Here is a 19,493-nt window from a genome sequence, read left to right as displayed (position 1 = left end):
TTAAACAATGGACAAGCACATTTACTCCAAAAAAATCCGCAGTGACTTGGGCCAACCAAGTCAGCCAATCCAGCCTGCATTATTCTCCAGGCTTCTCTTCCAGCATCACCTTCAGCGACTGCAGCTTGCCGTCACGATAGAAGGTCACGTCCAGGTCTTTGCCCACCTTCGTGTTAAGGTAGAGATGCTTACGCAGCTCCAGCGTTGTCGTGATCGGTTTGCCGTCCAGTTTGATGATCACGTCGTTCAGCTGCAGGCCGGCATCCAGCGCAGGTCCAAGCGCATCCAGCACGACCACGCCTTCGGTTACTGTCTTCGGCAGCTTGAGGTTCTCCTTCTCCTTCTTGCTCAGTGGAGCATAAGGGTTACCCAAGTCCACGGTGTATACGCCAAGATAAGGGCGTGCAATATGCCCCTTCAGCATTAACTCGGTTACAACCTCCGTAATTTCATTGACCGGAATTGCAAACCCAAGCCCTTCTACGCCGGTGTCCGCAATTTTCATCGTGTTGATGCCGATAACTTTACCGTTCAAATCCACCAAAGCGCCCCCGCTATTCCCCTCATTAATGGCAGCGTCGGTCTGAATGACCGCCTGCTCCCAATCGTAGATGCCGTCCTGGTTCAGGGATACCGGTATCACACGGTTTGTGTAGCTGACAATCCCGGATGTGAGCGTGTCGCCCAGGCCCAGCGGGTTGCCGATAGCGATGACTGTTTCGCCGAGTCGAAGCTTGGAGGAATCCCCAAACTCTGCGACCTCTCCGATGCCTTTACTGTCAATCGACAGAACAGCAATATCGCTAACTTTGTCTGTTCCGACCAACGTCGCCTTCTTCTTCTCGCCACCTACCAGCACAACCTCAAGGGAAACGGCACCTTGAACCACATGGTTATTCGTAATCACGAAGGCTTTGCCTTCAAGTTTTTTGAAGATAACGCCAGAGCCCAGGGTGTCTTCCTGTGAACTGCCGAAATCATTTCCGAAATCAAAATCCTCACCGAAGTCGAATCCCTCCGGAAGCTCAAAGTCTCCCTCTTCCTCTGGCAGGGTACCGAAATCCTCTTCCAATCCTTCTCCCTCAGGGCCTTCCTCTTCAGGCACCGCGCTCTCTTTATGTGTCAGCACACTGACAACAACCGGTCGCACCTTCTGAGCAACGCTAATAATCCGTTCATAGGGATCCCCATCGGACGTGGACAGCTGATGGCTGCCATTAATCAGGGTAATCGGTGAAGAGGTCGCAGGATGGCCCGTTATGAAGCTGAACAGCATCACCGCAATCAGAGCACTGCACACCGAACTGATCGCGGAAATCTGGAATGTGGATAAACCCTTTTTACGGCGGGTCGTCCGCCACTTCGTTCGCTCAGGTCGGTCCTCGCTGGTATTTTTGCTCCGTCTGGAAATTTTAGTTGAATAGAAATCATCGTCAAATAATCCCATTGCGATCCCTCTCTCCCCTTGGTTGCTACGCGTCAAGATACTTTACCAGCTTCAGACCCTCCGCCATTACCGACTGACCTATGAAATCATCTTGTCGTCATAACAACCTGCCCTGTACCGAGTGTATCTAGTTTCCTATGAAATCGGCAGCGTACCACCTGTTAAATATCTCTCTATTGTAAAGACTCTTCAGCGGCTAAAAAAGTTGCATTTTTGAGCATTCTGTTTGAACTTTTATCGAAATATGGCTCTACATTGAATATTTCAATCCATAGCTTGAAATGTAGTTCCAAAAAAGGTATGTATTGCCACCCAACAGTTCAAAAAAAACCCTGTATTCTCTATTACCACAAACAGGGCGACTTAAGCGCAAAACATCTGTTTTTTCTAAAAAAAGATGGGAAAACCTGGGCTGGTCGCATTTTAGAAATGCAAACGCCCTGGTACTTATTCGATGCAAGTGCTTAACAGAAGCATTCAGACCTTCTTGTGTTCCTATTGTACCACACGAACAGAGGTTCACGTCAGCTTTCTTTAATAAAAACAAATGCCAAATTGATGGCAATTTTGAGAGTCAGTACAATGTGAGATTCTGCATTTCATAACAACGAATAACTCGTATGAACCTATTAACCTTGTATACGTGCAGACAACCAAATGGTTCCATTAAACAGGGATTTTCTTTAATCTAACTCTTCTCTTCCGGCATATCCGCTATTCCTAGCAGCCAACGACCCTCATTCGTGCTCCCCCCCTTAAACAGGATACCGGACAATTATGTAAAGAAAATGGCAATATTGTCAGTCTCTCATGACAAATCGATCCAGTCCAGAACACAACGTTGAAGGGGACTTCGGCGACCCACACATCATTCCTATTTGGATTCCCCGCAACTTATTCTTCCTAAGCCACCCATTGGAAAAATTCTTCCTGCTCCCCTCCGCTTGACCACTGTAGATGAGATCGGCCTAGCAGTTTCCCTATTCGATTGCCTCGGTCCCATTCTCTTCAGCTTCCGAATAGTTGAACTGGTTAGGTTATCCATTCATCCGTAGGTGACCTGCAGGGAATGTTATGAAGGGGAAACCATACTGTAAGGAGGGTTATGGGATGGCTAGAAGATCAAGGCGGCGCCGGAGTCCCGAAATGCAGCAGTTCATGACCGACGTCATGCGGGAGGAAGGCTATCAAATAGACCCGCAGAGACAGCAGGACGTCAAATATGAGGTGGCCAAGTCACTTGGTGTTCCGCTGAAGCCGGGCGACAACAGAGATCTGACCACCGAGCAGGCCGGTAAAGTCGGCGGTGCGATTGGCGGTTCCATGGTCCGGGAGATGGTTCGTATGGCGCAAGAGAGCCTCAGTAAGCGTTAGAACGAGCCTTGTTTCTTGGAATATGGTATTCCTTAAACAGCAAAAACAGCTCCATATCATAGATCCCTATGACGGTGGGGCTGTTTTTGTAATGCCTGTATAATGATAACTAATATATGATGGCTTCGAAAATAAATTTCCTACGGTAAACCTGTCGTTGCCTAAGCCTATTCCCCCACCTTATCCCAAGGGGTTGGACGGTCATAATACGTATCACACAATTTAAACTCACTATCCTTAAAGAAGCAGCCGCGGTCCTCCATCGTATCGCGTACGGTCATTCTCGCCAGCTCCATCATGTTGTGATCGAGGCTGAGATGAGCAAGATATGTACGTTTGGTATCTCCCGTCAGTAGCTCGCTTAAGGCATCGCCTGCCGAATTATTCGATAAATGTCCCATGTCGCCGAGAATCCGGCGTTTGGTATTCCACGGATAGCGTCCCATCCGGAGCATCTCGATATCATGATTGGCTTCCAGCACCAGGACATCCGATCCATCCAGCGCTTTCTTCACCTTATCACTGACATAACCGAGGTCCGTAGCGACGCCCAGCTTCTCATCGCCGTCATAGAAGCAATAACCGACCGGTGCCACAGCGTCATGGGATATTTCAAACGGCTCCACCCGCAGCGTGCCAAAATCCTTGACCTCATGACTCTCCAGCACAATCCGGTTCTCTTCCGCAATCTTGCCCAGCGACTTGCTCATCGCTTCCCACGTCTTCTCATTCGCATAGATCGGCAGATTGTATTTGCGCGCCACCGCGCCAAGCCCACGGATATGATCCGAATGCTCATGCGTGACCAGAATCCCGTCGATTTCTTCTCCCATCATTTCGCGTTCCTTCAACAGCTCATCGATGCGCCGTGCACTTAAGCCCGCATCAATCAGCAGTGTCGTATCCTCATTGCGGACAATGGTCGCATTGCCCGTTGAGCCGCTCGACAGCACGGAAAATGAAATCCCCATAGTCTTGTTACTCCTTTGTCGTATCGCTTTTTGGCGTCAGCACGTCCCCGCTGATGCCTTGTACATAGATCATCTCGCCATGATCCAATGTAAACCGCCAGGTTGGTGCTGCTAACTGATCCTCCGTATTAAACAACTGTCCATAATAGCCAAGCTGAATGTCCCTTACCGCCGAATCAGGCGGGATGAAATTACGTTCAATAAGTGTCTCCAATGCCTTCGATGCGGGCAGAACCTTCTGCTCCTCCATATCGCTGCTTGGCAGAATCTCAAACACGGGTACGCGAAACGCATGGATCTTCTGGGATTCATGGATAAACTCCAATTCCACATTAAACAGCGGCCATTCCTTCTGCACCAACGGTCGGAATACGAAGACGTTCTCCTTATCCGATGGCTCATCATGGCGATAGTTCCCAAGATCCGCAATCTTGCCTTCCAGCGCATTCCGCAATTCCTTCTCATCGGCATAAATTAGCTTGGTATCCACCGGCTGCTCCAGCCCTACCGGCTCTCCCTGGGCTTCCGCACTGTAGATATAATTAATCTTGGGCAGCTGCGGCGTTTCTGTTGGAATCGGACTCAGCAATTGAATCCCATTTTTCTCCATCACCTGCTGGGTGCTCTCGGAAAGCGAGGTAAAATCCAGATTGGAGCCGAGCTGCTCGCGGTAATCCATCCAGAGCTGATAGCCCAGCACCAGATTCAGCAGCAAAAACGCGTAAATCAATACATTTTTGGCACGGCCCCAATCCATGATCATCCCTCCTTGTGATTCAATTACCATCTTCATCATTTATTCGAGTGTGATAACTGACCCGTTCTGGAGCTCCAAGGCCCATACAGGCTTCAACAGCAGCCCTTCTCCGGTCAGCACCGGTAAATAGGCAGGATCCAGACCCATAACCATATTTTTCTCCTCGATATAAGGCTTCAGCTTCGCTTCCAAGGCCTCGCCCCCTGTCAGCTTCACCATCTGCTTCTTCAAGGCAGCAGACTCAAGATATAAGAGCGAGCGCTCATACGAGGTTACCGTTCCCTGCTGTAAATCCAATTCCATGACGCCATACTGAAAGCCTGGTGTATTCAGGATCGGGAATCCGCCATAGTACTGCTGGAATTTCACCAGCGTTCGATCCTCGGATTCACCCGCCTTAGCCAGCCTATACATACCATTCCAGCCCCCGTGCTGATTCACGAAATCAATCGCGGACAGCACATCCTTGCCGGGGCTGCTCTCACCGGATGGCGGCGCAGCCGGATCGGTGTAACTGATCCATTTTTGCCCCTGGTCCACTTGCAGGCTCCGCTTACTGTCCGTATAAATCTCGGACCCGTCTTTTTCCCGGATGTTGCGGGTGATGCTAGGGTCAAAGAACAGACTTCGCTGCATCTGCTCTACCGTATATTCGCCAATCGGCAGTTCAATGCTGACCATATTCAGTTCCTTCTCCGGGGTATAATACCGGCCATTCACCATCTTATACGGTGTCCAGTTCAGCCCGAAGTCCACCAGTTGATCCACGTCCTGTACGGTCAAATCCGCCTGTGCAGCTTCATAAACGACATCGCCCTCCGTACTGAAAAACATCACATGGATCTTCGCTTCGCCTTCCACGCTGTACAGCCATATTTTATTGATGCTCTCCCCTTCAAACAGGGAATCCGGAACGATCTGCATCACTCTCTGGAGCAGGGTAACCGGAATGCCCGAATCAAAGCTCAGCTCAATGCCCCGATTCTCGGAGCGAACCTTGGCCCAGTCGATGTTGCTGACCATCCGCCGCTGAAAATTATCAAAGGTCCGCCCTTTAAGCCGGTTATACACAAGATTATAGAACGTATCGTTCGGATAGAACACCGTATGTTGGTCTTCGCCCAGATGAATAATCATCTTGTCGGGAAAGAGCAGATTCTCGGCCTTTTCCTCCGGGCCCATTTCCTCGGTTCGGATATAGGCGTTCTTGGATTGCACAACCGAATCACTTCCCGGAAAGCGGAAAATCAAAACGTAACTCTGCAGCAAACTGCCAACGACCAACACAACCAACAGAATGGTCTTTAATCGCTCCTTCACGTTAACGCCCTCCCCTCGTAATCCAGGGGCAAGGTAAAGGTCACCGTGGTGCCTTTCTCCAGCTCGGAATGAAGCGTAATAAAACCTCCATGTGCCCTGACAATTTCCCGGGCAATGGATAAACCGAGGCCTGTTCCGCCTAAATTGCGCGTCCGAGCTTTATCTACCCGGTAGAAGCGCTCGAAGATCCGGTCAAGATCCTTCTTCGGAATGCCGATCCCGGTATCCTTTACCGATAAGGACAGCATGCCTTCCTCCGTAATGCTTGCATCCATGGTGATAATGCCTCCGTCTGGCGTATATTTAAGGGCATTGGATATCAGGTTGTCAAGAACCTGATCAATGCCATCCCGGTCCAGCATAGCTGTCGATACGCCCGGTTTCACCTCAATAATGGTGCGGATATGCTTTTGCTTCATTTGGAAAGAGAAACGGTCCTCTACGTCCTCCAGCATCTCCACAATGTCCGTCGGCTCCTTATGCAGCGCAGCCTCCTTGGAATCAAGCCGTGACAGATGCAGCAGGTCCGTTACCAGCCGGATCATCCGGCCGGTCTCATTCTGAATGACGCCGACAAATCGCGGCCCCATCTGTTTATCCTCCAGCGCCCCATCCTCGAGCGCCTCGGTATAACTCTTGATGGTTGTCAGCGGCGTGCGCAGCTCATGGGATACATTCGCCACGAACTCCCGCCGGGATGCTTCCAATTTCTCTTGCTCTGTAACGTCTTGCAGCACCGCAATCGTACCGGTGATGCCGATCTCCCGCCGGTGAATCGGAGTAAAGGTCACACGCATCATGAACGGTTCGCTGCCCTCGCGCGGCACAATCTCCAGCAGTTTGGAATCATGACCTTCGCTGAGCGCCAGCGCCTCCGACTCGGACTCCTCAAGACCCAGTAGAGACACGATATCGTGTCCTGCCAGCTCTTCCCCCTCAACGCCCAGCATTTCGCCGGCGCGCCGGTTCATTAGAATGACGCGTCCCGCTTCATCGGTTGCGATAACACCGTCGCTCATATTGGTCAAAATCGAAGCAAGCTTCTCTTTCTCTTCTTCGTTCTGCGAGAGGGCTTCGCGCAGACGACTGGTCATATAGTTGAACGCCTGGCTGAGCTGGCCGATCTCATCGCTGCCGAACACTGGCGTTTTCTCGGTAAACCGGCCGTCCGCGACAGCCCGGGCATGCTTGGTCAGCTCCTTGATCGGATGGGTAATCGTATGTGACAGGATTACGCCAAGCACCGCCGTCAAACCAAGGGCCAAGAGAATGCCCGATATAAAAATATTGTTAATCCGCTGCATCGTGCTGTACAGCTCGCTCATGCTGGCTACGATATAAATCGCACCAACGATTTTCTCGTTGTACATGACGGGCTTGGCCACCACTTTTTTGCGGATATTATCATCATCGATGATATACTCTTCATTATCCTGTATTCCCTGCAAGGCCCGGCTGACAACCGTCTGCGTGTTCTTGGTGTTCACATAATCAGCGTGGGAGGGCAGCGAGGTCGTCAGTACCCGCCCGGTGGGATCCAGCACCTGGATCTCGGCTCCGTTCAAATTGAACAGATTGTTCACCATAATCCGCAGGCTGTCGATCGAATCCTCTTCCGAATCATTCTCGCTGCCAAGGGTCTTAGCTGCCAGCACTGACATCAGCTCGGCGCGCTCCTGCAAGTCCTTCGTGAAGTTGCTGGTCAGCGAGTTCTTCATCGCACTCACAAAATACACCCCGATCAGCTGCATCGCGATCAGAATGAGAAGGACATAAATAATGATGACCTTCGCCTGAATGGTGCGGAAGAAGGACAGCCACTTCATTACAGGCCTCCGTTTTTAGCGCTGCGCATCAGGTAGCCTAGTCCGCGCCGAGTCAGGATATATTCCGGCTTGCTCGGATTCTCTTCAATCTTCTCGCGAAGCCGGCGAATCGTAACATCCACAGTCCGCACATCGCCGAAATATTCAAAGCCCCATACCGCCTGAAGCAGATGCTCACGCGTCATCACCTTACCGGCATGACGGGCCAAATAATACACCAATTCATATTCGCGGTGCGTCAGATCGAGCGCTTCCCCGCTTTTGTATACCATGTACATATCGGTATCAATAAACAGCTCAAACAGCCGCAGGCCTTGTCCGCCTGCACTTGTGCCGCCTGTGTTATCTGCTAAGTTGTCCGGCTTCTGCTGACGGCGCAGATGCGCCTTCACGCGTGCCAGTATTTCTCTGGTGCTGAACGGCTTCGTCACGTAATCATCCGCGCCAAGCTCAAGTCCAAGCACCTTGTCGATCTCCCCGTCCTTTGCCGTCAGCATGATGATCGGGATCTGCAGGTTCGCGGCACGTACCTCACGGCACACATCCATTCCGTCTTTTCCGGGCAGCATCAAATCAAGCAGCATTAAATCCGGCCGCTTCGTGAGTGCAATCTCTACCGCGCTAATGCCATCAAAAGCGCAGATGACCTCATAGCCTTCTTTTTCCAAGTTAAACTTTAAAATATCGGCGATGGGTTGTTCGTCATCCACCACCAGAATGGTTCCCTGCATTGTCCTGTTCACCTCATACCTTCACTTAAAGAGGATGTTCAAAAAGTCCCTCTTTGATCACGAAGTAGCACCGGTAGCCCACTCGACATCGAATCTTGAATTCAGCCGGGCTTTCCGGTGCTCACGTACCCAAAACGTGCGCTCCGCTCCTCAATCCCTAGATTCATCCAACCTTCTTGGTGCTGAAAGTTTGACTTTTTGAACTCACCACTTAAACGGTCTTCCTCCCATTTTACCACACCTGCCGCCGCTACACACCCACAGCTCCTGAGCGGCGCCCCGGTTCAGGGGGCGGCCACTCAGGAGCAGCTTAGCCAGAATGTACGGGGATGGATTCGACAGATAAGGGAAAACCTTCGGCTGCAGCAAGTGGTGGCATTCGGAGAGCGGCAGTGATCGCCTTTGAATTCGGAAAATCTCATCCTAACAACAATTCCTATTTTCCGAATTCAACAGCGACGGAGAAGGACACCACTTGCGACTCCGCTGCAGACTATTTCCCGTTCTGTCCCCCCCCCACACCCACCGCCTCCCTACGGCCGCCCTGATTCAGGGGGCGGCCACCTCTTCGCAGCTTAGCCAGAATGTACGGGGATGGATTCGACAGATAAGGGAAATACCCTCATCTGCAGCAAGTGGTGGCATTCGGAGAGCGGCAGCGATCGCCTTTGAATTCGGAAAATCTCATCCTAAGCAACAATTCCTATTTTCCGAATTCAACAGCGACGGAGAAGGACACCACTTGCGACCCCACTGCAGACATTTCCCGTTCTGCCCCACATCCCCCTCCCCATCCCCAACACCTTCTGCCAAGACGCAAAGATGGCCGCCCCCGTTAAGGAGCGGCCATCTTCACTATTATGATATATGAACCAATAATGGCTTATGTCGCATTGGTTTACCTAGTATAACACAGAACTACAGATAATTCATCGGATTTTGGGCAACTCCATTTTTTTGTACTTCGAAATGGAGATGAGTTCCAGTAGAACGGCCCGTATTGCCCATGACGCCCAGCTTGGAGCCTTGTCCGACGGATTGTCCGCTGCTCACGGAAATCCTACTCATATGCCCATATAGGGTGCGGTATCCATTACCATGATCGACAATGACGACATTGCCGTAACCGCTCTGCTGACCAGCGAAGACCACGGTTCCCGAGGCGGCTGCCATAATTGTGCTTCCGCCAACCATATCGATGCCTTCATGGCTTCTTCCCCAGCGATGACCGTAGGGGCTCGTAATACGAGCGCCGCTGACCGGCCATGCGAACATGCTGCCGTCGGATTTCTGGGTCACCGTTACTGCTTTTTTCTTAGGCGCCACCTTGGTGCCTTTGTACACAACTTCCGGCAGCGATTCCTGAACCACCTGTTGACCCGTCCATTGCTTGGAGACAACCTTCCCGTTCTCTTTGGTCACGATGTAATCCACGGTTTTAACGCCATCCCGCCCGGGACGAACGACCTTTCGTTTCCCAAGTGGAAGCTCGCTGCTCTTGCGGACGATCGTTTCCGGTTTGCTTGGCTGCTTCAACGACACCGTCTCCACCGTTCTTACCGTCAGCGGCGCTTCCGGCTTCGTCACCTGCAGCTCGGCTCCGATCTGAACGTATTTCTCCTCCAGCCCGGGATTCAGGGCCATGACGTCAGCAGACTTCATGCCGAAATGCTGTGCAATTGAGGAGATCGTATCCCCCTCTTTCACCGTGTACACCACCGGCTTGTCCTTCGTACCCGTCAGCACCTTCACCGCTTCTTCCACGTCCAGCACCTTGTTCGGATCAGCCTTCGTGTTGGCCAGCGAGATTTTTTCTTTAATGTCAATCGATTGGAGCCCGCTTCCGTCACCACTCTTCTTGCCCGATGCCGATGCGGACGTCTTCGTGAAAGCGACCTTCTCCGTCTTCTCTTTCTGGGCAGCCGCCGGCGCGAACTTCAGCTTGGCTGCTTCGACGGCAGCTTTGGCCGTCTGCTGATCCTTCACGATCGCCACTGTCTTGCCGTTCACCTTCAGCTCCACGCCGCGGGCATATGCCTTCAGGATGTTATCCAGCTTATGGAGTGTCTCCTCGCTGTTCACCTCTGGTTTATAGGAACGGTCGGCTTTGGTTGTAATGCCGTTGGTATTGAGCACCATAAGTACATCTGGGTACTCTTCCTGATATTCCTTCTGCTTCTCTTTAATCAGCTGGTTAAGCTGGGCATCATCTTGAATGGTACCGATTGCTTTTCCATCTACATACACATGATAGAACGGAATCGTATTCGCGTTCACATACGCTTTTCCGCCCGTATATATCGATCCTGCTATGAGCAATGCCCCTGCCGAAATCAAAATCCACCTGCGCGGTGAGGTCCATCCCCGTTTTTGTGGATTCAACGGCTCCGAGGGCTCACGATTCGAGTTGTTGTTGTGGGCAGAATGATCAGCTGCTTGCTTACGCAAGAGGCTGTCTATCCACCGTTTCCCCTTAGAACCTTTCATGTCTCTCTCCTTTAAGCCTTGTTCATATGTAAGAATCCATTCATCTGAACATGCTGACTTAGCATTGAATGTGACACAACCTGTCAAAAGGTATCAAAATTTTAACCTTTTCGATCTTCGTATACTTTAACATAGCCTTTACAATCATTTCAAGTTTACGAAAACAGCGAAAAACCCGCGCCCAGCGCGGGTTTCCTCATTTTTCCTAATATATATCCTTAGCAAGTCAGTGACAAAACAGTGACAGAACAGGCCTGAACGCCGTCATACCGTTATTCTTTGAGCATGGTAATCAGTTTATCGAATTCCTCTGCATTCAAATATTTGGATATGCCCTGTTCAATGTCCGCAAGTTCCGCTGCGGTCAGACCATCCTCCATCGCCTCGGAGATCTTCTGCATTTCCGATTGAGGCAGCTTATTCATCAGCATGGTAAAAATCTCTTCCTTCTCCTCTGTTGGCAGACTGTCCTTTCGATCCACAATTTCCCCCGGTGTCATTACAATCTCCTGATCTTCCAGCGAGGAATCGTCAGGCTGCTCTGTCGTGTTCGTGCCCATCACGGGCAAAGAATTATCCGGTGCCTCTTCATCTGCTGGCGGCTCACCCGTCGTCCCCGATGGGTCCGAACTAGTCTCCTCGTCCTCTTTTGCCTCACCTTTTGTCTCTGATCCGACTCCTGATGCCGGTTCGTTGGACTCGGTACCTTTATCTTCTGCCGATTCGTTATCCTTCACGGCGTTGACGCTGCCAACATCCGGCTTTATGCCGGAGCCCATGCCCAGCATCGACTTCATAATACCTCCAACCCCCATCGACTCTGTCTCCAGCTGAATGTTAAAGCTGGATAACACCGATTGAATATAGGCATTGACCACGATGCCTGTTGTCACAATCGTGAGCGTGCTCACCAGGATGGCGGTCAGGCTGACTTTCAGCAGCCATTTCATCCACTTCATCCGTACTCCTCCTTCCTCATGCATGCTCTGAAATGACATGGCCATGATTGCTTTCTTTTTCCAGTATTGACGGCTCGGAATCGCTTCAATCCCATTTCCCTCATTTTTTCTACTTCCATTTGATATATTTCATGATTCGGTCGAATTTAGGCCACACTACTTCCATGCGATAGAGAGTACAATCGACCGCAGACAGGAATTTATGATACATATATAGTCAATCGGTACTTCATATGAAGGAGGTCAATCTAGCAATGATTCATATATTAATCGCGGATGACGACGCGCATATTCGGGAACTGCTGCAATATCATCTGCAATCCGAAGGGTACACGGTGTTTACTGCTGCTGATGGGGAAGAAGCTTCTGCTCGTTTGGCAGAGGAACAAGTTCATCTGGCTGTCGTAGATGTCATGATGCCGTACAAGGACGGTTATCAGCTCTGCGACGAAATCCGGCGTTATTATGATTTTCCCGTCATTCTGCTGACGGCCAAGGATCAGCTCGTGGATAAAGAGAAGGGATATGCCGTCGGTACGGATGACTACTTAACCAAGCCATTTGAACCAAGGGAGCTGCTATTTCGAATCAAAGCGCTTCTTCGGCGCTATCAGCTGGTCAGCGCCGACAAGATCCGTCTGAACGAAACCACCATCGACCGCAAAAGCTACGAAGTCCAAGGACACGGGAAGGTACTGATGCTGCCGATGAAGGAATTTGAACTGCTCTCTCAGCTTGCCAGCTATCCAGACCGGACGTTCTCGCGCGAAGAATTGATTCAGCTCATCTGGGGAACAGATTATGACGGAGATGACCGGACTATTGACGTCCATATCAAACGGCTTCGGGAACGCTTTGTAGACCGAAGTGGCGATTTCCAGATACGGACCATCCGGGGTGTGGGGTATAAATTGGAGGCGGCGCCGCAGTGAGAACTCTCTATTCGCGCATCGTCCTCACCACCGTTGCCATCATGGTGATCAGCAGCTTGATTGCTTTTGTGCTGTCCAATCTCTACTACCAGTACAATCTCAAGCCATTTAATGATCAGAAGGTCACCACCATGGCCAAAAATATCGGTGAATTCTATAACAGCCACCCGGAGATGGATGTACATGATTATCTCCACCACATCGGACAGCTCGGTTATCAATTCTATTTGGTAAACGATCAAGGCAAAGAGTGGTTCTATGGCGGCTTATTCCGTGAACGCGATCTCTCGACCGAAACGGTGCAGCGGGTACTGAACGGGGATGTGTACCATGGCATCGGGGAATTCCCATCTGAACTGTTCATTACCGGTTTTTTCGACAATGTCCTAAGCAATTCCATCGGCATTCCATTACAGGTTGACGGCAGGTCTCACGCGCTCTTCATCAGGCCCGATATTACGGTTCAATTCGGAGAAATGCGGATCTTCTTCTCGATCATCATGGCGATCGCCATTCTGCTGAGTATCCTGCTTGTGGGCATCATTACCCGATACATCGTGAAACCGATCGTGAAGTTAACCGCGGCTACCCAAAGCGTGGCGCAGGGCCAATATAACATTGAGCTGAATGTCGCCAGGCGGGATGAGCTGGGGCAGCTCGCGGATCATTTTTCCCAGATGGCCAAAGGTTTAGCGCAGCTGGAGCAGATGCGCCAGGAGTTCGTATCCAATGTGTCACATGAAATCCAGTCACCGCTTGCTTCCATTCAGGGCTTCTCGCAGACGCTGCAAACCAAGCGCTTGTCCGAGGAACAGCAGCAGCATTACCTGGCGATCATTGAAGCGGAGAGCCGCCGCATGTCACAACTCAGCAAACAGCTGCTTATGCTGGCTTCCTTGGATAAGGAAGAGAATATTCTGGAGAGAACCACCTTCGACGTTGCCGAGCAGATCAAACAGGTATTGTTCCACACTGAATGGAGCTGGCGGAGCAAGGATCTCACCATCGATATGTCGCTGCCGTCAACCTATATTCACGGTGACCAACAGCTGCTGCATCAAGTATGGACGAACCTCATCACGAACAGCATTAAATTCACGGCTCCGGAGGGCGTCATCTCGCTGCGTGTCACCGATCAACACAACAAACTATGCAGCATCGAGATCTCAGATACAGGGATAGGCATTCCGCAAGAGCATCTCCCCCACATCTTCAACCGATTTTACCGTGTGGATGAGGCTCGGGATCGTTCCGAGGGCAGCAGCGGATTAGGCTTATCCATCACCCGGAAGATTGTCGAGCTGCATGGCGGACATATTGAAGTGACGAGTCAGCCTGAAAAAGGAACCACCTTCACCGTCATCCTCCCTATCGCGTAATGAAGCCTTATCTCTAAGTTCATGCTCTGTTCATATTCCATTCCTATACTTGAAGCATATCCCGCAAGATAGATACGAAGGGATAAGGTGCTGCTTAATTACAGGAATGGAGATGAGAAACATGTTTCTTGCACTGCGCGAACTTCGACATGCGAAGCTGCGCTATCTGCTGATTGGCTTCATTATGGTGCTGATTGCCTGGCTCGTCCTATTCGTGACCGGATTGGCCCAGGGACTCTCCTCTGATAACGCCTCTTCCATACAAAATATGAAAGCCGACTATCTGGTCCTTCAGGAAGAGTCCGATCATCGGATCAATCGCTCCATTCTTACCGAGGAGCTCTGGACCGAAGTACGGAGCCACCCAGGTGGAAACAAGGCCACCCCGCTGGGGGTACACATGAATACGCTGACTAAGGAAGGCTCCACAGCTAAATTCGATGCAGCCTTTTTTGCCATCGACGTGGAGAGCATGTTAGCTCCCAAGGTTGTTGAAGGTACCATGATTAACAATACGGATGCGGACCATGTCATGGCTGACCGCTCCTTGAAAGATGACGGATACCAGTTAGGTGACCGGATCGTTGATCAGGCTACAGGTGCCACATATACCATTGCGGCGTTTACTGAAGGACAGTCCTTCAGCCATGCCCCGGTTATTCATATGAATTTTGAAGGGTGGAAGGCTCTTCAGCCAAGGAGTGCGAAGCAAGAACCCATCTATAGTGCAATTGCTTTGAATGGCAGTCCGGAACAAAAGGAAACCCTGGTGCGGGACATATCTGGTATTGAGATTATAACGAAAAGCGATGCGCTGCAGGGCATCCCCGGATTTAAGGAGGAGCAAGGCTCTCTCATCATGATGATTGTGTTCTTGTTTGTGATCGCGGCTTTTGTCCTGGCTGTGTTCTTTTACGTCATCACGATTCAGAAAATGAATCAGTTTGGCGTCCTGAAGGCCATTGGAGCTGGGACCGGTTATCTGGTGAGGAATCTAATCTTTCAAGTCCTGACCCTTACCATCGTCAGTCTTGCGATCAGCATTGGCCTGACTTATGGAGTATCGCTCCTGTTGTCCGGCATCGTGCCGTTTTCATTACCCCCTTCGGTCGTCCTGCTCTGTTCGTTGCTATTCCTCGCGGTATCCCTGATGGGATCGCTATTGTCGCTGTATCGTGTCATCAAGATCGATGCCATCGAAGCTATCGGGAGGGCTGCATAATGAAATCATCCAAACTGTTATTGGATCAGGTGAGCAAAGAATTCGGCGATGGGGATACCACAGTTAACGTACTTAACAACATATCACTGGACATCAAAAGCGGGGAATTTGTCGCGGTTATCGGGCCTTCCGGCTCCGGTAAAAGTACCTTTCTCTCCATTGCAGGAGCACTGCTATCCCCTACCCAGGGACGAATATGGATGGGCGATCAGGAGGTTACAAGGCTATCTGCAAAAAAATTGAATCAGCTGCGGCTGAACCATATCGGATTTGTCTTTCAATCCTCCAATCTGATTCCTTATCTGACTGTCCGCGATCAGCTCCTCCTGATTGCCAAGCTGGCAGGACAGCACGGCCAGGAGCCGCAGCAGCGGGCGGATGATCTGCTTCATCGGCTGGGCTTATCGCACCGTAAGTTTCATTACCCTGAGAGCTTATCCGGCGGCGAACGGCAGCGTGTTGCCATTGCCCGGGCATGGATGAACAATCCTGAGCTCATTCTGGCAGACGAGCCGACTGCAAGCCTGGATTCGGGGCGCGGTCGAACCGTTGTTCAGATGCTCGCCGATGAGGTCAAGTTACGCCAGAAAGCCGCCGTCATGGTCACGCATGACAAGCGCATGCTCGATCTGTGTGACCGAATCGTCTATATCGAGGACGGCAAGTTAACGGAACAGCGACCGCCCACTCTGCTATAGAATGAAAAAACCGGATCATCCCTAGCAATCTAGTAGATGAATCCGGTTTTTATTATGCTGGATCGTGTACCTTGTCCAGCTCCCAAGAAGGCCATACGCCTCATTGAATTCGTATGGCTTCTGTCCCCCCTACATTGTTCTGACTGCATATACCCGCTGCCTTTAGCCCCAATTCCAAATTATCAGCGTGCTGTCCTCTATGTCTCTCTCCATTATAGGGTGGATGGACAACCGACTAAGGGATAATATTATTCAAATGTAGGGACAAATTCTTCCACCTTTAGGCTATCAATGTTATCTCACGATGCGTTTTGATCTCCAACTTCTTTACCAAAAAGAAAAACCCGCCGACAATATCTATCGGCAGGTTCATAGACCTATCTTATTGTTGAAGTTGAACTTCTATCTCTCTATTCTTGGTCCAACTCTGATTTATTTCTCGTAAATCGGAAGCACTTGATTCGTCTGCTCCCGGTTGCGACCAACGGAGAAGATAGCAATCGGAATACCGGTCAGCTCGGATACGCGCTCGACATAGCGACGGGTGTTCTCCGGCAGATCCTCCAGCGTTTTTGCTCCGGTAATGTCTTCGCTCCAACCTGGCAGCTCTTCATAGATTGCTTCGCATTCAGCAAGCATTTTCAGGCTTGCTGGATAGTGTGTGATTTCTTCACCGCGGAATTTATATGCAGTACAGATCTTAACGGTCTCAAGACCACTCAGCACATCAAGCGAGTTCAGGGACAAGCCGGTAATTCCGCTCACACGGCGGGCATGGCGTACAACTACGCTATCGAACCAGCCTACGCGGCGAGCACGTCCGGTCACCGTGCCGTATTCATGTCCTTTTTCACGAATGTACTCACCGATCTCATTGTCCAGCTCCGTTGGGAAAGGTCCATCCCCTACACGCGTCGTATAGGATTTAGCCACACCGATCACCTGTTGAATCTTCGATGGTCCTACACCGGAGCCGATACATACACCGCCGGCAGAAGGATTCGAAGACGTAACGAACGGGTACGTGCCTTGGTCGATGTCCAGCATAACGCCTTGCGCGCCTTCGAACAATACTTTTTGATTCGCATCAATCGCATCATTCAGGATGACGGAAGTATCACGCACATATTTACGAATGATTTCGGCGTATTCCAGGTATTGCGTCAGAATTTCTTCGACATTGAGTTCTTCCCCGCCATACACTTGGGTAATGACTTGATTCTTCTCCTTCACCAGATGGCGAAGCTTCAGCTCGAACTCTTCCGCATCCATCAGATCTGCAATCCGGATACCGTTACGTGCCGCTTTATCCATGTAGCAAGGGCCGATTCCCTTGCGAGTCGTACCGATTTTGTTCGGACCTTTGCGATCCTCTTCCAGAGCATCCAATACCATATGATAAGGCATGATAACATGAGCACGATCACTGATTACCAGATTATCCGTACTGAACCCGTTATCATGAATATAATTAATCTCTTCAATAAGTGCAGCCGGGTTAACGACCATACCGTTTCCGATCACACAGGTTTTATCTTTATAGAATACTCCGGATGGAATCAAGCTAAGCTTGAATTTTTTACCGTCAATCAGAATGGTGTGGCCGGCATTGTTGCCGCCTTGGTAACGGGCTACCACGTCAGCGCTTTCCGCCAAATAATCCGTGATTTTCCCTTTCCCTTCATCTCCCCATTGTGTTCCCACAACGACTACCGTTGACATATTCATTCCTCCGCCCGGGCTGTTACACCCTTAATATTTCACGTAACACTGATGAAATAACCTCTACATGATGATTAAAATTCAACCTCACTGCACTAAAGCAGCAATACCAGTGTAACAGTCCCCATTTTTAAAGTCAAATACAAAAACGAACAATCGCACATCAGTGTGTACGATTGTTCGGAATTAGGACGAGATTATACAATGATTGCCGCATTATTCGAGGAACCGCCATAAGAAATGCCCCTAACTTACAGCCAGCGGCAGGTATCTGTCTGGCTAGACTAGGATTGAATACCGCCGTTATCCAGCGGCGAAGGCATCGGCATGCGTTCGCTCGTAATTGACGAATTTATTAAAGTTCTTCAGGAAGACCAGTTCCACCGTACCTACTGGACCGTTACGCTGTTTGGCAATGATGATCTCGATAATGTTCTTCTTCTCCGTCTCCTGATTGTAATAATCATCCCGGTACAAGAACGCAACGATATCGGCATCCTGCTCAATCGAACCGGATTCCCGTAGGTCACTCATCATCGGACGCTTATCCTGACGCTGCTCCACGCCCCGGCTGAGCTGTGACAGCGCAATAACCGGCACTTCGAGCTCACGGGCGATTTGTTTAAGCGTACGCGAGATCTCGGAGACCTCCTGCTGCCGGTTCTCCCCGGCCTTGCCGCGTCCATGAATGAGTTGGAGGTAATCGATCAGGATCATGCCAAGCCCCTTCTCCTTCTTCAGACGACGGCATTTCGCACGAATATCGGCAACCGTAACACCCGGTGTATCATCAATGTAGATCTCGGCTTCCGACAGAGCTGCAATGCCCATCGTGAGTTTGGACCAATCCTCATCACCTTTGAAATCACCGTTACGCATGACCCCGGCGTCCAGGTTAGCCTCAGCACAGATCATACGCTGTACGAGCTGCGGCGCTGACATCTCCAGACTGAAGATCGCTACGGTTTCCTTGGCACGAATCGCCACATTCTGGGCAATATTCAAGGCAAATGCGGTTTTACCTACGGAAGGACGGGCAGCTACGATGATCAAGTCGTTGCGCTGGAATCCGCTTGTCATTTTGTCCAAGTCCACGAAGCCGGATGGAATTCCCGTTGTGTTCCCCTGGTTCTGATGGAGAACCTCCACCTTCTCAAATACTTCCATCAGCACATCGCGGATCGCAATAAATCCGCTGCCTGTGCGTCGATTGGAAATCTCGAGAATGCGGCGCTCCGCCTCACTGAGCATACCGGATACATCTTCTCCTCCGGTATATCCTTCACTGACAATCTGTGTTGCAGTTCGAATCAACCGCCGCAGCATCGATTTCTCTTCGATGATCTGGGCGTAATAATCCACGTTTGCAGCCGTCGGGACCGCATGAGCCAGCTTTGCTAAATAGCTGACGCCTCCGACCTCTTCCAGCTGCCCTTTATCTTGCAGGAGAGATGTAAGGGTCACCAGATCGATCGGTTGATTGCCTTCCCCGAGCTGCACCATAACTTCATAGATCATCTGATGCGTTTTGTCGTAGAAGTCCTCGGCCTGCACCCGCTCCATCGCTGTAATCAGCGCTTCACTTTGCAGCAGAATGGCACCCAGCACCGCCTGCTCTGCCTCAAGGTTCTGCGGGGGGACCCGATCGAAATAGAGTTCTCCTCCCAT

16 protein-coding genes are annotated in these 19,493 nt (G+C 50.6%); 6 read left to right on the top strand and 10 right to left on the bottom strand.

Annotated elements, in window-relative coordinates; genetic code table 11:
• Positions 1 to 79: 79 nt before the first annotated feature.
• Positions 80 to 1,447, bottom strand: a complete 1,368-nt coding sequence (locus J7E85_RS26150; RefSeq protein WP_215162906.1) for a S1C family serine protease — start codon at positions 1,445 to 1,447, stop codon at positions 80 to 82.
• Between the two features lie 1,110 nt (positions 1,448 to 2,557).
• Here J7E85_RS26150 and J7E85_RS26145 point away from each other — a divergent pair.
• A complete protein-coding gene (locus tag J7E85_RS26145; RefSeq protein ID WP_215162905.1) occupies positions 2,558 to 2,821 on the top strand; it encodes an alpha/beta-type small acid-soluble spore protein in 264 nt (87 codons plus the stop codon).
• Between the two features lie 167 nt (positions 2,822 to 2,988).
• Here J7E85_RS26145 and J7E85_RS26140 read toward each other — a convergent pair whose 3' ends face one another.
• The 5 genes from J7E85_RS26140 to yycF form a co-directional block, all read right to left on the bottom strand.
• Positions 2,989 to 3,792, bottom strand: a complete 804-nt coding sequence (locus J7E85_RS26140; protein WP_215162904.1) for an MBL fold metallo-hydrolase — start codon at positions 3,790 to 3,792, stop codon at positions 2,989 to 2,991.
• A 7-nt stretch (positions 3,793 to 3,799) separates the two neighbouring features.
• Positions 3,800 to 4,549 carry a two-component system regulatory protein YycI gene (gene yycI / locus J7E85_RS26135; RefSeq protein ID WP_215162903.1) on the bottom strand — a complete coding sequence of 250 codons (750 nt, stop codon included), beginning with the start codon at positions 4,547 to 4,549 and terminating at the stop codon, positions 3,800 to 3,802.
• A 39-nt stretch (positions 4,550 to 4,588) separates the two neighbouring features.
• A complete protein-coding gene (locus tag J7E85_RS26130; protein ID WP_215162902.1) occupies positions 4,589 to 5,869 on the bottom strand; it encodes a YycH family regulatory protein in 1,281 nt (426 codons plus the stop codon).
• A complete protein-coding gene (gene walK / locus J7E85_RS26125) occupies positions 5,866 to 7,620 on the bottom strand; it encodes a cell wall metabolism sensor histidine kinase WalK (RefSeq protein ID WP_483311345.1) in 1,755 nt (584 codons plus the stop codon). The genes J7E85_RS26130 and walK overlap by 4 nt, the downstream gene beginning before the upstream one ends.
• 74 nt (positions 7,621 to 7,694) lie before the next feature.
• Positions 7,695 to 8,426: a response regulator YycF gene (gene yycF, locus J7E85_RS26120; protein ID WP_215162900.1), complete on the bottom strand. Its 732-nt coding sequence runs from the start codon at positions 8,424 to 8,426 to the stop codon at positions 7,695 to 7,697.
• A gap of 198 nt (positions 8,427 to 8,624) precedes the next feature.
• On the opposite strand from yycF, the gene J7E85_RS26115 reads away from it, so the two are divergent.
• Complete coding sequence (locus tag J7E85_RS26115) at positions 8,625 to 8,822, top strand: hypothetical protein (protein WP_215162899.1); 198 nt, start codon at positions 8,625 to 8,627, stop codon at positions 8,820 to 8,822.
• Between the two features lie 522 nt (positions 8,823 to 9,344).
• Here J7E85_RS26115 and J7E85_RS26110 read toward each other — a convergent pair.
• Together J7E85_RS26110 and J7E85_RS26105 are read right to left on the bottom strand one after the other, a co-directional pair.
• Complete coding sequence (locus J7E85_RS26110; protein ID WP_215162898.1) at positions 9,345 to 10,913, bottom strand: peptidoglycan DD-metalloendopeptidase family protein; 1,569 nt, start codon at positions 10,911 to 10,913, stop codon at positions 9,345 to 9,347.
• 272 nt (positions 10,914 to 11,185) lie between these two features.
• Entirely contained in the window at positions 11,186 to 11,872 is a 687-nt protein-coding gene (locus J7E85_RS26105; protein ID WP_215162897.1) for an ICP22 family protein, read from the bottom strand.
• A gap of 254 nt (positions 11,873 to 12,126) precedes the next feature.
• Here J7E85_RS26105 and J7E85_RS26100 point away from each other — a divergent pair, with 254 nt between their 5' ends.
• The 4 genes from J7E85_RS26100 to J7E85_RS26085 all read left to right on the top strand — a co-directional run bounded on the left by J7E85_RS26100 (position 12,127) and on the right by J7E85_RS26085 (position 16,103).
• Positions 12,127 to 12,804: a response regulator transcription factor gene (locus J7E85_RS26100; RefSeq protein WP_215162896.1), complete on the top strand. Its 678-nt coding sequence runs from the start codon at positions 12,127 to 12,129 to the stop codon at positions 12,802 to 12,804.
• Entirely contained in the window at positions 12,801 to 14,183 is a 1,383-nt protein-coding gene (locus tag J7E85_RS26095) for a sensor histidine kinase (protein ID WP_215162895.1), read from the top strand. The genes J7E85_RS26100 and J7E85_RS26095 overlap by 4 nt, the downstream gene beginning before the upstream one ends.
• A gap of 121 nt (positions 14,184 to 14,304) precedes the next feature.
• Complete coding sequence (locus tag J7E85_RS26090; protein ID WP_215162894.1) at positions 14,305 to 15,405, top strand: ABC transporter permease; 1,101 nt, start codon at positions 14,305 to 14,307, stop codon at positions 15,403 to 15,405.
• Entirely contained in the window at positions 15,405 to 16,103 is a 699-nt protein-coding gene (locus J7E85_RS26085; protein WP_215162893.1) for an ABC transporter ATP-binding protein, read from the top strand. The genes J7E85_RS26090 and J7E85_RS26085 overlap by 1 nt, the downstream gene beginning before the upstream one ends.
• 432 nt (positions 16,104 to 16,535) lie before the next feature.
• Here the strand turns inward: J7E85_RS26085 and J7E85_RS26080 are convergent, their stop codons facing one another.
• Together J7E85_RS26080 and dnaB are read right to left on the bottom strand one after the other, a co-directional pair.
• A complete protein-coding gene (locus tag J7E85_RS26080) occupies positions 16,536 to 17,825 on the bottom strand; it encodes an adenylosuccinate synthase (protein WP_215162892.1) in 1,290 nt (429 codons plus the stop codon).
• A gap of 303 nt (positions 17,826 to 18,128) precedes the next feature.
• Entirely contained in the window at positions 18,129 to 19,493 is a 1,365-nt protein-coding gene (gene dnaB / locus J7E85_RS26075; RefSeq protein ID WP_215162891.1) for a replicative DNA helicase, read from the bottom strand.

Origin of the sequence: Paenibacillus sp. ISL-20 (assembly GCF_018613005.1) — a bacterium.
Classification (GTDB): domain Bacteria; phylum Bacillota; class Bacilli; order Paenibacillales; family Paenibacillaceae; genus Paenibacillus_AQ.
Note: the sequence above shows the minus strand (reverse complement) of the source record. Positions and strands in the feature narration are given on the sequence as shown.

What these genes read in the sequence shown, in the direction of transcription:
- J7E85_RS26150 (WP_215162906.1), bottom strand. Translation starts at nt 1,447, where the DNA reads ATGGGATTATTTGACGATGATTTCTATTCAACTAAAATTTCCAGACGG.
- J7E85_RS26145 (WP_215162905.1), top strand. Translation starts at nt 2,558, where the DNA reads ATGGCTAGAAGATCAAGGCGGCGCCGGAGTCCCGAAATGCAGCAGTTC.
- J7E85_RS26140 (WP_215162904.1), bottom strand. Translation starts at nt 3,792, where the DNA reads ATGGGGATTTCATTTTCCGTGCTGTCGAGCGGCTCAACGGGCAATGCG.
- yycI (WP_215162903.1), bottom strand. Translation starts at nt 4,549, where the DNA reads ATGGATTGGGGCCGTGCCAAAAATGTATTGATTTACGCGTTTTTGCTG.
- walK (WP_483311345.1), bottom strand. Translation starts at nt 7,620, where the DNA reads ATGCAGCTGATCGGGGTGTATTTTGTGAGTGCGATGAAGAACTCGCTG.
- yycF (WP_215162900.1), bottom strand. Translation starts at nt 8,426, where the DNA reads ATGCAGGGAACCATTCTGGTGGTGGATGACGAACAACCCATCGCCGAT.
- J7E85_RS26110 (WP_215162898.1), bottom strand. Translation starts at nt 10,913, where the DNA reads ATGAAAGGTTCTAAGGGGAAACGGTGGATAGACAGCCTCTTGCGTAAG.
- J7E85_RS26105 (WP_215162897.1), bottom strand. Translation starts at nt 11,872, where the DNA reads ATGAAGTGGATGAAATGGCTGCTGAAAGTCAGCCTGACCGCCATCCTG.
- J7E85_RS26100 (WP_215162896.1), top strand. Translation starts at nt 12,127, where the DNA reads ATGATTCATATATTAATCGCGGATGACGACGCGCATATTCGGGAACTG.
- J7E85_RS26090 (WP_215162894.1), top strand. Translation starts at nt 14,305, where the DNA reads ATGTTTCTTGCACTGCGCGAACTTCGACATGCGAAGCTGCGCTATCTG.
- J7E85_RS26085 (WP_215162893.1), top strand. Translation starts at nt 15,405, where the DNA reads ATGAAATCATCCAAACTGTTATTGGATCAGGTGAGCAAAGAATTCGGC.
- J7E85_RS26080 (WP_215162892.1), bottom strand. Translation starts at nt 17,825, where the DNA reads ATGTCAACGGTAGTCGTTGTGGGAACACAATGGGGAGATGAAGGGAAA.
- dnaB (WP_215162891.1), bottom strand. Translation starts at nt 19,493, where the DNA reads ATGGGAGGAGAACTCTATTTCGATCGGGTCCCCCCGCAGAACCTTGAG.